This is a genomic window from Oceanicola sp. D3 (assembly GCF_006351965.1).
In the GTDB taxonomy this organism is placed as follows: Bacteria; Pseudomonadota; Alphaproteobacteria; order Rhodobacterales; family Rhodobacteraceae; genus Vannielia.
On sequence record NZ_CP040932.1, the window covers coordinates 788,921 to 803,067 of the forward strand.

The following is a 14,147-nucleotide window of genomic DNA, read 5'->3' on the forward strand; positions in this document are numbered from 1 at the left end:
CCACGGCTGACTTGTCACCTGCTCTGGTGAGCCCCGAAGAAGGAGATACGATCCATGTCACGTACCAGTGATATTTTTCTGACGGCGCTCGCCCCGGCGGTCTGGGGCAGCACCTATCTTGTCACCACCGAGGCGCTGCCGTCGGGCTATCCCGTGACCCTTGCCGCGCTTCGGGCCCTACCGGCCGGACTGCTACTGCTGGCACTTACGCGTTGCCTGCCACCGCGCGCATGGCTAGGCCGCGCCTTGCTGCTCGGGAGCTTCAACTTCGCCCTGTTCTGGGTGCTTCTGTTCGTGGCCGCCTATCGCCTGCCGGGCGGGGTCGCGGCAACACTCGGATCTTTGCAGGCGATTATAGTAATTCTCATGGCATACGGCTGGCTCGGCACACCGATCCGAACAGGAGCGGTCGCTGCTGCTGCTGTGGGAATTCTTGGCGTGGCACTGTTGTTGATCGGTCCCGAGGCTGCGCTCGACCCCATCGGTATCGCTGCCGGTTTGGGTGGCGCTGCCTCCATGGCGGCAGGTACGGTGCTCAGCCGTAAATGGCGGCCGCAGGTCTCGGCGCTGAGCTTTACCGCCTGGCAGCTGACGGCTGGAGGTCTCATCCTGTTGCCGCTCGCTTTGATTACTGAGCCGCCCTTGCCGCCGCTGTCAGCGACGAACATCGCCGGACTGGTCTGGCTTGGCCTTATCGGCGCGGCGGCGACCTACGCGCTCTGGTTTCGGGGGGTTGCTCGAATCGAACCCGGTGCCGTTTCCATGCTTGGTATGATGAGTCCGGTAACAGCGGTATTGCTTGGCTGGGTGGTGCTGGGGCAATCTCTTTCGCTCCTGCAGGGCCTGGGTGCGGTCGTCGTCCTCGCCTCTGTGTGGGCCGGTCAGCGGGCAAACCGAACTGGTTCCGGGGGCTCTGTTGCGCAGGTTCGTTGAGGGATTCATGTCGTGAATTCAGCATGGTAGCCAGACAGCATGGGCAGCCCCCGACTACAAGGCCAGGAACTGGACCGAGTTTAACGAAGCGCTCAAGAGCCGGGGGGCTCACCATCTGGTTCGACCGCACTTTGAGCTGGCATGCCGTGCCGCCAGAAACCCCTGGCCGCGCACATCCCGTATCGGGGCTCCTATGGCTCACCGCTTCTGCTGATCCCCGCCTCGTGACATCACTTCGTGATGCACAGCCGGGCAGTGGACAGCACCGGGATCGACGTCGAAGGCGAAGGCAATTGGCACGCCCGCAAGTGCCATGATGCGATTGCCGAACGCGGACCCCATACCGTCATCCCGCCCTGCGGGAACACGGAGCCGTCGAAGACCATCACAGTTGGAGCCGCGTCGAAACAAAAATGCTGGGCCAGCGGCTCATGGACCGGGCCTTCGACCGTCAAGCCGCCGCGCATCAGCTAGGCTGGGCTCGGTGCTGCCAAGTTTTGCCGGCGTCCCCGAAAGGCGACCTTTCGCAGCCACGTTACATCCGCGTCATGCGCGCAGTCGATCCCATAGCTCTTGAATTGGCCGCTGATAAGAAAAGGGACAACCTTGTCGGGGAATTTCACGGACCCTCCGAGGGTCGCGACCTGCCCCGGTTCTACCGTTTCGCCCAGCCGCGCCAGTCCTGCAAACCCGTCTCGCAAAGAGCCGTCAAGATTGTAAAGGACCAACATAAACACCAACCCGCTTTGACCGTGACGGTGAAACTGGCGGCATGAAAACCAACCCGGATACACCTTAGACCAGCCGCTGACCTGTCCGAAAAACTGGGACCACTTCACTTTTCGGGCCGGACGCCAACCACCGAACGGGACCGCTTTGGCGCGCGCACGGTGCCGATCGGCTGGGGCTAGGAGATGCGCGACCAGACCGCATTGGTGCGCGAGACGAGCAAGTGGGATTACGAGCTGCGCTTTCCCGAGCAGGTGGCCGAGGTTGCCGACCGGGCCTGGGCGATTGCAAATTCCACGCCGCGCGGGCCGGTCTATGTCAGCCTCCCGCGCGAGGTGCTCTGCGAAGAGACCCCGTCCGACGGGCTGGACCTGCCGGCAACGATGCAGCCCACCCGCGGCCATGCCAGCGCCGATAAAATCGCGAAGGCCGCGCAGATCCTCGCGGCTGCGAAACACCCGGTGATCTTTGCCCAGCACGGCGCAGGCAGCGCCGAGGGGTTTGCCGCGCTTTCTGCGCTGGCCGAGGACTGGGGCATTCCGGTCTGCCAATACTGGGCCGTGGCGCTTGCCCTGCCCACCGATCACCCGATGGCCACCGCGCCCGATCCGGCCCCGCTGATCGAAGAGGCGGACGCGATCTTGGTGCTTAACGCGCTGGCCCCCTGGGCACCGGATGCGCACAAGCCCAAGGCCGATTGCAAGATCATTCAACTGGCGCAGGACCCGCTGAAAACCCGCACCCCGATCCGCAACTTCCGCTCCGACCTCTCTATCGCCTGCGACACGGCAGAGGGGATCCTGGCGCTGAAACAGGCGATGGATGGCCTGCGTGACGGCAAGGCAGGCGCGCTCGCGCCCCGTCGCGCCGCGGTTGCCGCGAAGAACGCCGAGGCACGCGCCCGGATCATGGCCGGGGCGGAAGCCGGCTGTGACGGGCAGATGACCAAGGACTGGGTCTGCCTCTGCCTGTCGCGCGCCATCCAAGACCGCGAGGCCACCGTGCTGTCGGAACTTGGCTGCCCGATGGCGCCGATGACGCTGAGCCACCACCAGGCGTGGTTTCAGGAACCCCATGCCGGGGGCCTGGGCTGGAGCTTTCCGGCGGCGCTGGGGATGCAGCTTGCCAATCGCGACAGGCTGATCGTCGCGACCATGGGCGACGGCTCCTACATGTTCTCCAACCCGGTCGTCTGCCACCAGATCGCCGAGGCGCTGGACCTGCCGCTGCTCATGGTGATCGTCAACAATGCCGAGTGGGGCGCGGTGCGCCAGTCGGTGCTGGGCATCTACCCCGACAGCTTTGCCGCGCGCACCAACGAGATGCCGCCGACCCAGCTGTCGCCCGTGCCCGACTTCACCAAGGTGGCCGAAGGCAGCCGCGCCTGGGCGCAGCGGGTTGAAACCGGGAAAGACCTACCAGCCGCGATCAGCGCCGCCCTGGCCCATATTGATGAAAAGCGCGGTCTGGCCCTGCTGGACGTGCGCGTGCGCCCCTGAGGAGAAAAGACATGGCCGAAGAACCCACCACCGAATTCTGGCGCGATCTGAAACCGATTGCCAACATCTTCCGCCCCGATGCCAAGCCCGAGGCCTACCTGCCCGACGCGGCCGCGGCGGGCGACTTCATCTTCGAAAGCCTCGGCGAGAGGCATACGCTGGTGGCCTATGAACATGACGAGCCGATCAATGTGTTCTTCCAAGTCCACGGCCCGTTGATCTGGCTCGATGAAGCAGGCGAGCCGGATGGGTTCTTTGATGTGCGCAACGACATCGAGCTATGCCACGCCCATAACGAGAAGGTCGGACTAGGCGCGGACTACGTGGACTCCCTGTTCCGCTAGGGTGCCGGTCAAACTGGACGAGGAATGACGCCCGAAAAACCGGTTAGAACAAGCCGGGAGCAGGCGCATCGGGCTTGCATGAACCACCAGTGGTGAAAGGCTCTTTTGAACCTGGGCAATCTTCAGTAGCGCAGGCAGGTCATCCGCAAAGCCTTAAGCAAACCGCGCCCGCGTTCGGTTGGCAAAGCTGACCAGCGACAGCATCACTGGCACCTCCACCAACACGCCTACAACGGTCGCCAGCGCCGCGCCCGAGTTGAGCCCGAAGAGCGAGATTGCCACCGCCACCGCCAGCTCGAAAAAGTTCGAGGTGCCGATCAGCGCACAGGGCGCGGCAATCCGGTGCGGCACCTTCAGCGCAAAGGCCGCAGCATAGGCCAACGCAAAGATCCCGTAGCTTTGCAGGATGATCGGCACCGCGATCAGCGCAATCACCTGCGGGCGGGCCAAAATCGTTGACCCTTGAAGCGCAAACAATATCGCCACCGTCGCAATCAGCCCGATCATCGACCAAGGTTTCACCCTATTCTGAAACCCCGCAATTCGCTCTGCCGTGGCCAGCCGCTTCCGGGTCAGCACCCCGGCCACCAGTGGCAACAGCACAAAGAGCAGCACCGAAAGCAGCAGCGTCTCCCAAGGCACTTCGATGTCGGTCACACCCAGCAGAAAGGCCACGATGGGTGCAAAGGCAAAGACCATCACCACGTCGTTCACGCTCACCTGCAACAGCGTGTAGTTCTCGTCGCCCTTGGTCAGCTGCGACCATACAAAAACCATCGCGGTGCAGGGCGCCGCGCCCAGCAGGATCAGCCCGGCGGTGTATTGCGCCGCATCCTCCGGTGCGATCCACGGCGCGAAGACGTAGTCGAAGAACAGCACCGCCAGCAGCGCCATGCTGAAGGGTTTGATCAGCCAGTTCACCGCCAGCGTAATCGCCAGCCCCCTGGGTTGCTTCACTGCCGATTTCAGCGCCGCCGGGTCCACGCCCACCATCATCGGATAGACCATCGCCCAGATCAGCACGGCCACCACGAGGTTGACCCGCGCCACCTCCGCCGCCGCTACAAGCTGCACCAATGCAGGCAGCGCCGCACCAAGGGCGATGCCCCCGGCCATGGCCAGCGCGACCCAGACGGTCAGGTAACGTTCAAAAACACTCACGCCGGTTGCGCCTCCGCATCGAGCCGGCCAGAGAGCAGCGCGGCGAGCGCCACCATGACGGCAGCGGTGCCCAGCACAAGGCCCAGCCCGCCGATCTGGTAGGTGAGGCCAGAAAGAACGGTGCCCAGCAGCCGTCCGCCAGCATTGGCCATGTAGTAAAACCCCACATCCATCGTCACCCGCTCGACCCGCGTGAAGGCGAGGATGAGGTAGGAATGCAACGAGGAGTTCACGGCAAAGAGCGCGCCAAAAGCGAGTAATCCCACCACCAGCGTGGCCGTCAGCCACGGTTGCGGCTCGGGCGAGGCGAGCACGGCGGCCGTCAGCGCGGCAGGCACCACAAACAGCGCCCCCGCCCAGCCCCGCGCCGCTCGGATCAGGTCGCCCTCGTCACGCTCCGCCGCCCGCAGCAGCCGGGGCGCGGCGGCCTGCACCGCGCCATAGAGGATCACCCAAACCGCCATGAACGTGCCGATCATGAAAAACGCCGCCCGGTTACCCTCTTCCGTGCCGTCTGAAAGCACGGCGTAAAAGTAGATCGGGATACCGACGACGAACCACACGTCCCGCGCCCCGAACAGGAACACCCGGGCAGCAGAAAGCCAGTTCACATTGGCCGATTTCGAGAACACTTCAGAGAATTTCGCCCCCTTGCGCCCGGTCGGCAGTCCGCTCGGCATCAGCGCCGCGATCGCCGCCAATATCACGCCCAGCACCACGGCCATCGCCAACACCGCCCCGGTGAACCCGATCACCGCCAGCAGCGCCGCTCCAAGCAGAAAGCCCAGGCCCTTCACTGCGTTCTTCGAGCCGGTCAGCACCGCAACCCAGCGAAACAACCCGCCCTTCTCCGAAGGCGCCAGAAGCTTCACGGCAGACTTGGAAGACATCTTCGCCAAGTCCTTCGCCACCCCGCTCGCGCCCTGAACACACATCACGAAGGCCACAGAGGCGCCCACGGCCCAACCCGGGTCAAGCAGCGTCAGCGCCAGCAGCGCCACCACCTGAAGCCCAAGCCCCGCATAAAGCGTCGCCACCAGCCCGAAGCGCGCGGCGATCCAGCCGGCGGACAGGTTCGTTACCATCCCGGCGATCTCGTAGAGCACAAACAGATAGGCCAACTGCACCGGCGAAAAGCCCAGCGTATGAAAGTGCAGCAGCACCAGCATCCGCAGCGCCCCATCCGTCAGCATGAAGGCCCAATAGGCGGCGGTAACAGCGATATAGGCCGAGAGCCCCTCAGGCTTGCTCAAAGCGAGGCCCCCACCATCATCGCCACGTCCACCAGCCGGTGCGCATAGCCCATCTCGTTGTCATACCACGCATAAATCTTCACCTGCGTCCCGTTCACCACCATTGTGGAGGGCGCATCAACGATGCTGGAGCGGGTGTCATTGGTGTAATCGGTCGAAACAAGCGGCCGGGTCTCATAGCCGAGAATGCCCTTCAGCTCCCCTTCAGAGGCCACGCGGAACATCTCGTTCACCTCCTCGGCGTTCGTCTCCCGTTCCACCTCGAAGACGCAATCGGTCAGCGAGGCGTTCAGCAGCGGCACCCGCACCGCATGGCCATTCAGCCGCCCCTTCAGCTCGGGGTAAATCAGCGTAATCGCCGTGGCGCTGCCCGTGGTCGTCGGGATCAGCGAGTTCAGCGCCGAGCGGGCCCGGCGCAAGTCCTTAGCGGGCCGGTCCACGATGGTTTGCGTGTTGGTCACGTCATGGATCGTGGTGATCGAGCCATGCCTGATGCCCAGCCCCTCGTGAATCACCTTTACCACCGGCGCGAGGCAATTGGTGGTGCAGGAGGCGGCGGTGACGATGCTGTGCGCCTCGGCGTCATAGCTCTCGTCATTCACCCCGATCACGATATTCGCCGTCGGCCCGTCCTTCACCGGGGCCGACACCACCACCTTCTTCACGCCCGCCACGAAGTAGGGCGCCAGCTTGGCCTCGCTCTTGAACACGCCGGTGCAGTCGATCACCACGTCAACGCCCTCAAGCGGCAACTCGCCCAAGTCGCGCGTGCCGATGAACGGCAGCCGCACGCCATCAATCGTCACGCTCTCCTCATCACTCGCAAATTCCGCATCCCAGCGCCCGTGCACCGTGTCGAACTCCAGCAGATGCGCGTGCATCGCCGCATCGCCCACCGCGTCGTTGATCCAGGCAATCTTTGCGCCCTTCTCCAGCAGCGGCTTCAGGGCAAGCTTTCCGATCCGGCCAAGGCCGTTCACAGCATAGGCGGTCATCAGGCGTGGTCCTCTTTCTCGCGGCCAATCTCATCCACAGCCGATTGCAGCGCGATCCGGTCCAGCGTGGCCAGCGGCAGAGCGGTAAAGGCGGTAATCCGGTGCTTCAGCGCGCCATAGGCCTGCTGAAAGGCCAGCGCCTTCTCGGCGTCCGTGCCCTCCACCTTCACCGGGTCTTCCATTCCCCAATGCCCGCTCACCGGCTGGCCTTCCCACGCGGGGCATTCCTCGTTGGCGGCCTGGTTGCAGACGGTGAACACGAAATCGAGGTCCGGCGCATCCGGCCCGGTAAACTCATCCACGTTCTTCGCCCTCAGGTGCCCAACGTCATGCCCCTTTTCCTCCAGCAACCGCACCGCAAAGGGGTTCAGCTCCGATTGCGGCCGTGTGCCGGCGGAGAACACGTTAAACCGGTCGCCCGCCGCATCGCGCAGCAGGGTTTCGGCAAAGATCGAGCGGGCGGAATTTCCGGTGCAGATGAACAGCACGTTGTATTTGCGGTCAGCCATCGGGTCGTTTCCTTGGGTTATAAGGTCAGGGAAAGTGGCGCAAAGCTCCGGGCGGCCCCGGCAGCAATCAAGCAGGAGATATTCAAAGGTCTGTCGCACGCCTGCCATATCAATCGCATAGAGCAGCGATGTGCCCGCCCGCGTCTGGGTGACAAGGCCCGCCCCATTCAGCGCCGAAAGATAGGCACTGAGCGTGCTGGCCTTCAGCCCCATCGCCTCCGCGATCTCCCCCGCTGGCAGGCGGTCGGGGTAGCGGCGCATCAGCAGCCGAAACAGGGCCAGCCGCTGGGGGTGGCCAAGAATTGTCAGACGGTCGGGAATCACTGTTTCCATATTTCACGAATAAGCGAAATAGTGGCGAGGCCCAAGTGAAACTTTCATGACACCGCCACGCCGCCCGCGTTGACCACTCCCCGCCTGCGGGCTACCACGTCGCAAGCGGTCCCATAGCTCAACTGGATAGAGCAGCTGACTTCTAATCAGCAGGTTCGGGGTTCGAGTCCTCGTGGGATCGCCAGTTTAGCCGGCATACCGCCGCCAGCCCGTGTCTCACGCGCCACCCGGCTTCCGGATGGGGCCGCCCCCGGCTATTCTTTGCCTCAAAGACAGGCTAACCAGCAGCGATGAGCCCGATGAACGCCCCTCCCCACACAGCTGCGCCCTCAAGCGATGCAAACGCGCGCCCGCTCTATTATGTGCTTTCAGCCGGGCGCACAGGCACCGTCTTTCTGGAAAACCTGATAAACCGGCATTTCCCCGAGGTGTCCATCGCACATGAGCCTGCGCCGACGCGCTCGCTGATGATGCTCGGAAACCTGCGCAATGATTTCGGTGTCATGGGCGCGGCCGCGCGCTGGCTGTCGCGCCGCCACCAGCGCGCCTTTCACGGGACTTCGGGCAAGCGGATCGAGGTGAACCCCTTTCTCTGCGCAGTGACAGACCTCCTGCCGCATCCCACGCGGCCCCTGCGGATCGTGCATGTGGTGCGCGAGCCGGGCGGCTGGGCGCAGTCGATGACCACCTTCAAGGCCTCTAGCCGCTATCGCTACGTGATCGACTATGTGCCCTTCGCCAAGCCCTTCCCATCGCCGCGCCCGGCGGGCTGGCGCGGGCTCAGCCCCTTCGAGAAGAGCCTGCACCGCTGGGTCTGGTGCAACCGGCGCATCGCCGCGCTTGCCCCCCATGCCGAGGCCTACGCCCTAGTCCGCAGCGAAGATATCTTCTCGGGCGAGGCCGCCCTGCGTGACGCGGCGATGAGCCGGGTGTTCGACGTGCTGCAACTGGAGCCGCCCGCAAGCGTCGATCCCGAGGAATTCGGCCAGCGGGTCAACCCCGCGCCCCCCGGGGCCGATCTGCGCAATGCCGCCGCCGAGCGGGCCATTTGCGGCGCGGCGGCGGCGGACTTCGGCTATGATATCAAGGCGTAGCGCCCTCGCCCTTGCCGTCAGCGCCGGGCTTCTGGCGCTGGTGCTCTGGGTTGCCGATGTCGGCGCCATCGACCTCTCCGCCATACGCCCCGTGCTGCTGCTGCCCGCTGTCGCGGCCTATGTCGCCGTGCTGGCGCTGCGGGGCGCACAACTGCGCCTGCTGGCCCCGCCCACCGGCGCGGGCCATGGCCGCTGGGTCGCGCTTGCCGGGCGTCACCAACTGGTGTTCATCCTCTCGCCCTCTGGCGCGGGAGACCTGGCTTTTCCACTGCTCGCAAAGCGCATGGTGGGCCTGGCCACCGTCCCGGGAGCGGCGCTCATCGCCGGGGCGCGGCTGCGTGATATCTGTGCCGTTCTCGGGCTGGGTTGCGCTGGGCTCGCGGGCACCGGGCATGTGCCGCTGCTGGCCGGGGCCGGGGCGGCGGTGTGCTGCGCTGCGCTCTACTTCTCCGATGTCACCGTGGCGCTCGCCGGGCGTCTCTTGCGCCGCCTTCGCAAAGTGCCGCCACCTGAGCCGGCGCAATTTGCGCCCACCCGCCTGCTCGCCGCATTGCTCACGCTGCTGCTCTGGCTCACCGCCTCAGGCGGGATTATGGCGGGCTTCGCGGCGGCCGGCTATCCTCTGGGGCCATTCGAGGCCTGGGTCATGCTGGCGGGCCTCAACGTGGCCGGCGCGCTGGCGCTCTCGCTGGCCGGGCTTGGTGTGGCCGAAGCCGGCGCGGCAGGCGTGCTTGTGTTTCTTGGCATGCCTATGGCCGAGGCGGCGGCGCTGGCCATCGTCGCCCGGCCGCTGTTGCTGCTCTCCAACGCTGCAGCCAGCGGTGTGATCGAGGCCGTCACCCGGCTGACCGGGCGCGCCTTGGCCTGACTACTGGGTGCCGGTGGCTGCGAGCCTGTCCGGCTCCTTGGCCTTCGCCTTTTCCTTTGCGCTCGCGCCCATCGGTCGTGCCTTCAGCACCCGAACCCGGGCAATATGTGGATGCACGGCCGGGCGCTGCGAGGCGCTTACGTCATGGCCAAGGAAGTTGAGCAACATCTGCACCCCCAGTAACACCGGGAAGGCGCTGAGCATGACGGTGCCTGCCGTGGCCGGCACTCCGCTGCGCGCGCTCTCGATCCATTGGGTTACGCCGTAGATGCCGCCGAAGGCAAACAGCAGCGTGCCCATCATCAGCATCAGCGACGCGGTGGAGAAGCCGCGCAGGAAGTAATTGTAAAACACCCGCGTCATCAGGTTGCGGGCATGAAGCCACGGAAACTTCAGCAGCGCGTCCATCTCGCTCAGCCCGCTCTTTTCGTCGCCATAAACGGCCTCCATCGGCACGTCGCTCACCGCTGCGCCGACGGTGCCGAGGCGAAACAGCAGATCGCTCTCGAAGAAGTAGCGCTTGTGGAGCTTGTCCAGCGGCAGGATCGCAGCCACATCGGCGTGGATCGCGGTGAAACCGTTGGTCGGGTCGAACAGGTGCCAGAGGCCGGAGGACAGCTTGCTCATGAAAGACAGCCCCGCATTGCCGATCAGCCGCACGGTGGGCATTTTCTGCACGCCGGCGATGTCGAAGAAGCGGTTGCCCTTCACGTAATCCGCCTCGCCGCGCAGGATCGGCTCGATCAGAGCCGGAATGAGGCGCGGGTCCATCTGCCCATCGCTGTCGATCTTCACGATCACTTTGGCCCCGCCCTCGATGGCCGCGCGATAGCCGGTGACGGTCGCCGCGCCCACGCCGCCGTTGACCTCATGGGTCACAACCTGCACGCGCGGGTCTTCGGCGGCGAGCTCGGCCAGCACTTCGGCCAGATTGTCGGGGCTGGCGTCGTTGACGCAGTAGATCCGCCCAATCCCCTCGGGCACCTCGGCAACAACGTCTCGGATACTGCCTGCGGCCTTATAACAAGGGATCACGACGGCGGTGTTGGAAAGCGGTGAGCTGCGCATGGTTCAGGTTCCCTCGGTCAGCTTGAATGCCCGTATGCCTGGCACACAGGAGTTGATTTCTTGATAACCCGACCAGATCCGCGCGAAGGCGGGATCCTCGGTGTAGAAAGCTTCAAAATCCATTGGCAGGGTGCCGATCGCGTGGCGGTGTTCGCGGGCGTCGATCAGCACCAGCGCGGGGCGATGGGCCATGTCTTTCAGCGCAGCGGCGCGTTCGGCCTGCTCGGCCAGTGCCAGCACCCGGGCGGCCTCGGGCGTGGCGGTGCCCTGCGCGCGCAGCCGCACGATTGCTGGCAGATAGAGCCGGCTGTTGGTGGCCGCGACCCAGCGACGGTGGCTGTAGTTCGCCACAGGGAAGCCGGGGTAGGGGTGCGTCGAGAAGGCCATGAACCCACCGCCCTCGGGCACATGCTGCTGCACCATGCCGACGAGGCAGCCGGTGTCGATGCCATACGCCCCCCCGGCCATACGGTGTCTCAGTGCAAGCGTGTTCTGAAGCGCCGGAAGCGCCAGCCCAAGCACCAAGGCACCAACCGCCACCATCCGGTGCCATGTGGCAACGGGGGCAAGCGTCGTGAGCGCCAGTGAAAGCAGGGCCAGCGCGGTGACCGGGTAAAAATGATAGCTATAGCCCTTGGCCTGCGCCAAAGCCGCCACCAGAAAACCTGCTGCCGCCAGCGCCATCACCATGGCCTCGGCAGTGCGCCCGCGCCCAAGCGCCACTGGCAGCGCCACGAGGCACAGGACGGTGGGAGAAATCTGAACCAGAACAACCTGCGCAATTGAATGGCTGAAGCCCCAGTAAACCTGCGAAATCAGCGGCACCACCTCGGCGAGGTAGGGACGTGCAAACACCCATGTCGCGCCCACATAGGCCACGCCCGTCAGCACGATCACCAGGCTCTCGATGCGCAGCACCGGGCGCAAGCTGCGCTGGCGGACCATTGCGTAGAGGCCCACAAAGACCGGAACCGCAAGGAAATGTGGCTTGAAACAAAGGCCCACACCCGCCGCCAGCCCTGCCAGCACCGCCGTCAGCCGCGGCACTTGGCGTCCCTCGGCGCGCGCGGCCATCAGCATCAGCCATGGCAGGCATAGCGCAACAGCCAGATGTTCTCGCTGGCCAAAGTCACGCCCGGCGCCGAGCGTCAGCAAAAGCGCCAGCCCAGTAAGCAGGACCGCGCGGTGGAGTTGGTTGAGCGAGGCGGGCAGGGCGCGGTTGAAGGCCGCAAGGCTCAACGCAAGCAGCCCAAGCACCACTACGCGGAAGGTGGCCACCGGATCGCTGCCCAGCAGCCCGGCCAGTCCGGCCACCGGCGCGTTCAGCCACCAGATCAGCGGCGGATTTGCCGCCACGATCTCGCGCCCAAAGGTGCCGCCCTCCAGCAAACGCTCCGAAGAGTTGAGCACCCAGGCCACGTCATGGTTGAGATAGGTCAGCCCCTGAACAAATCCGCCGGCAAGCAAGGCAAGCAGAGCTGGCAGCAAGGCAGATTGGCCTGCCCGCGCCCATAGAGCACGGCCATGTCCGTCCTGAGCGAGCGTTGAACCCGTCTGCATGTTTGCCCCTTCTTCGTCGCGTCTCACCGCTGTCTTTGTCACCAATTTGGAAACAAAAGGTGGCGGGATTGCGTCCTTCGCGGGGCGTTTATGGGTGAAGTTTTGCAAAGGCAGCAGGCATTGCCCGGCCAGCAATCAACCGGTCGCCAAGATGCTCTGAGATGAAGTAAATAAAGGGGCGCAGCGGCCCTGTGTCAGTCGGGGGCGGCGTCCAGTACGCGCGCCGCCACGCCCTCGGCCCAGCGGTCGGCGGCGGCTCCGAAACAATCGTGAATCGAGTCCACGGCAATCACGCTTCCGGCAGCCATTCGGCCCAGCACCGCGAGGCCCGGGGCGGGGCGGCCGTCGCGCATCAGGGCCAACCCGTCTGCTGCGGTGGCCGCGCCCAGCCCATCGGCCAGCGGATGCAGCCATCCGGCCTCGCGCAGCCCGGCGAGGGCCGGGTCGGTCACCGGGGCGAGGGCAGGGGAGGGCAGCACCGCATCCACCATGGCCTGCGCCGTCAGCGTCGCCGCATCGCCATCCAGCACCCAGCCCTCCGGCACCAACCGAATGTCCGGGTCGTCCACCGCCCGCAGGTCCACCACGCCCGCGCCGATCAGCGCGAGCAATTCTTCCGCCGAGCGCAGCGGCGGGCCATACGAGAAGCGCTTCAGCCCATCGTCAAACTTCAGCAGCGCCGCCGCCGTTTCCGGTGCCATGCGCGACGGGTTGAAGCCCTGCCGCAAAGCGTCCTGCCACTTGCGCCAAAGCTGCCCAAGCGCGTAGCCCACATCCGGCGGCGCGCCCCGCGCCATCGCGACCTGCGCCTGCAGCGCCTCTATGGCGCCGCGCGTCTCTTGGCTGCCTGGGGCCTCTCGCTCCTTCTCCAGCCATGCCCGCACCTGTGCGCGCTGGGCCTTCGCAAGCCGGGCCACCGGGGCTTCCAGCGTGGCGCAAACCCGTTTTAGCGCGGCCTCCGCGGCCATCCCAGTCGCCTCTTCCAATCCTGCGAGAAAAGCCTCTGTCTCTGCCTTGTCCGGCGCAAACGCTTCGTCAATCGCAGCATCGGCGGGCTTGGGGGCAGGCGCGTGCCCGTCCAGCGAAAATGGCACAATCCGCTCCGGCTCCCGCCCCGAGCGCAGGTATCGCTCCCCCTCAAACCGCCCGCCTTGGCCGAGTGTCAGCAGCCGCAGCACATCCAGCGTCGATAGCCCCAGCCCGCGCACGCCCACCACCTTGCCGGCCCAGTCTTGCGCCGCCTCGGCCAGCGCGGTGCCGGGGTAGGCGGGGCGCAGCGGCAGATCATGGCGCGCCGCGTGGTCTTTCCACGTCGCAAGCTGCGGATCGGGGGCAGAGCGCGGCTGGCCCTGAGTCAGCAAAACCTCGGCAAAGGGCCCATGCTCTCCATCCGCACGCAGCCACCAGCCATCGCCCCTGTGCTCAATCGCCTCGACGCGGGCGGCATGAAGCTGGGGGCGCAGGCGGGCCTGAAGCGCCTCGAACCGCGCCGCAAAATACCGCCCAAGGTCAGCGCGGGGCGGAAAGCGCTCAGCATCCGCCTCCCGCAACCAGTCCCCGAAGGCCCCCACCGGGCCGTCGTCGATGCGCACCTCGCGTATGGGCAGGTTCAGCAGGCATAGCTCCGCCTCCATAGGCGAAAAGTTCGGCCCAGCACCGCAGGGCCGCACCGGGTCAAAGATCTCAACCCGCGCTTCCGGCAGCCGTGCGGCCAGCGCCTCGGCCGCGCCAAGGCCCCTTGGCCCCATTCCGATGATGGCAATGCGGCATCCGCCGATCTGGTCTGTCATGGCGAGAGTTG

General features: G+C 65.5%; 13 protein-coding genes and 1 tRNA gene. 6 read left to right on the forward strand and 8 right to left on the reverse strand.

Annotated features, from left to right (window positions below; genetic code table 11):
- Nucleotides 1-54 precede the first annotated feature (54 nt).
- Nucleotides 55-933 carry an EamA family transporter gene (locus FHY55_RS04120; RefSeq protein ID WP_140012983.1) on the forward strand — a complete coding sequence of 293 codons (879 nt, stop codon included), beginning with the start codon at nucleotides 55-57 and terminating at the stop codon, nucleotides 931-933.
- Nucleotides 934-1,131: 198 nt separating this feature from the next.
- Here FHY55_RS04120 and FHY55_RS20950 read toward each other — a convergent pair whose 3' ends face one another.
- A complete protein-coding gene (locus tag FHY55_RS20950) occupies nucleotides 1,132-1,275 on the reverse strand; it encodes a hypothetical protein (RefSeq protein WP_371707316.1) in 144 nt (47 codons plus the stop codon).
- 572 nt (nucleotides 1,276-1,847) lie between these two features.
- On the opposite strand from FHY55_RS20950, the gene FHY55_RS04130 reads away from it, so the two are divergent.
- Entirely contained in the window at nucleotides 1,848-3,161 is a 1,314-nt protein-coding gene (locus FHY55_RS04130) for a thiamine pyrophosphate-requiring protein (RefSeq protein WP_217524713.1), read from the forward strand.
- Nucleotides 3,162-3,172: 11 nt separating this feature from the next.
- Nucleotides 3,173-3,505, forward strand: a complete 333-nt coding sequence (locus FHY55_RS04135) for a hypothetical protein (RefSeq protein ID WP_140012984.1) — start codon at nucleotides 3,173-3,175, stop codon at nucleotides 3,503-3,505.
- A gap of 153 nt (nucleotides 3,506-3,658) precedes the next feature.
- Here FHY55_RS04135 and arsB read toward each other — a convergent pair whose 3' ends face one another.
- The 4 genes from arsB to FHY55_RS04155 are packed head-to-tail and all read right to left on the reverse strand — an operon-like array spanning nucleotide 3,659 to nucleotide 7,756.
- A complete protein-coding gene (gene arsB, locus FHY55_RS04140) occupies nucleotides 3,659-4,666 on the reverse strand; it encodes an ACR3 family arsenite efflux transporter (protein WP_140012985.1) in 1,008 nt (335 codons plus the stop codon).
- Nucleotides 4,663-5,859, reverse strand: coding sequence for an organoarsenical effux MFS transporter ArsJ (arsJ, locus tag FHY55_RS04145; protein ID WP_254695486.1), 1,197 nt, complete (start codon nucleotides 5,857-5,859; stop codon nucleotides 4,663-4,665). The genes arsB and arsJ overlap by 4 nt, the downstream gene beginning before the upstream one ends.
- 56 nt (nucleotides 5,860-5,915) lie before the next feature.
- The gene (locus FHY55_RS04150) at nucleotides 5,916-6,914 is read right to left on the reverse strand and encodes an ArsJ-associated glyceraldehyde-3-phosphate dehydrogenase (protein ID WP_140012987.1); all 999 of its coding nucleotides are present in this window, start codon (nucleotides 6,912-6,914) and stop codon (nucleotides 5,916-5,918) included.
- Nucleotides 6,914-7,756: a helix-turn-helix domain-containing protein gene (locus tag FHY55_RS04155; RefSeq protein WP_140012988.1), complete on the reverse strand. Its 843-nt coding sequence runs from the start codon at nucleotides 7,754-7,756 to the stop codon at nucleotides 6,914-6,916. Before FHY55_RS04155 ends, FHY55_RS04150 begins: the two co-directional genes overlap by 1 nt.
- Nucleotides 7,757-7,863: 107 nt before the next feature.
- On the opposite strand from FHY55_RS04155, the gene FHY55_RS04160 reads away from it, so the two are divergent.
- The 3 genes from FHY55_RS04160 to FHY55_RS04170 all read left to right on the forward strand — a co-directional run bounded on the left by FHY55_RS04160 (nucleotide 7,864) and on the right by FHY55_RS04170 (nucleotide 9,718).
- Nucleotides 7,864-7,940 (forward strand) — tRNA-Arg (locus FHY55_RS04160).
- Between the two features lie 106 nt (nucleotides 7,941-8,046).
- On the forward strand, nucleotides 8,047-8,850 hold the full coding sequence (locus FHY55_RS04165) for a hypothetical protein (protein ID WP_140012989.1): 804 nt from the start codon (nucleotides 8,047-8,049) through the stop codon (nucleotides 8,848-8,850).
- On the forward strand, nucleotides 8,834-9,718 hold the full coding sequence (locus tag FHY55_RS04170; protein ID WP_168222927.1) for a lysylphosphatidylglycerol synthase domain-containing protein: 885 nt from the start codon (nucleotides 8,834-8,836) through the stop codon (nucleotides 9,716-9,718). Before FHY55_RS04165 ends, FHY55_RS04170 begins: the two co-directional genes overlap by 17 nt.
- On the opposite strand, the gene FHY55_RS04175 is transcribed toward FHY55_RS04170, so the two are convergent.
- The 3 genes from FHY55_RS04175 to FHY55_RS04185 form a co-directional block, all read right to left on the reverse strand.
- Nucleotides 9,719-10,786, reverse strand: coding sequence for a glycosyltransferase family 2 protein (locus FHY55_RS04175; RefSeq protein WP_140012991.1), 1,068 nt, complete (start codon nucleotides 10,784-10,786; stop codon nucleotides 9,719-9,721).
- Between the two features lie 3 nt (nucleotides 10,787-10,789).
- Nucleotides 10,790-12,346, reverse strand: coding sequence for a hypothetical protein (locus FHY55_RS04180; RefSeq protein WP_140012992.1), 1,557 nt, complete (start codon nucleotides 12,344-12,346; stop codon nucleotides 10,790-10,792).
- Nucleotides 12,347-12,540: 194 nt separating this feature from the next.
- Nucleotides 12,541-14,136 carry an FAD/NAD(P)-binding protein gene (locus tag FHY55_RS04185; RefSeq protein ID WP_140012993.1) on the reverse strand — a complete coding sequence of 532 codons (1,596 nt, stop codon included), beginning with the start codon at nucleotides 14,134-14,136 and terminating at the stop codon, nucleotides 12,541-12,543.
- Nucleotides 14,137-14,147: the final 11 nt, after the last annotated feature.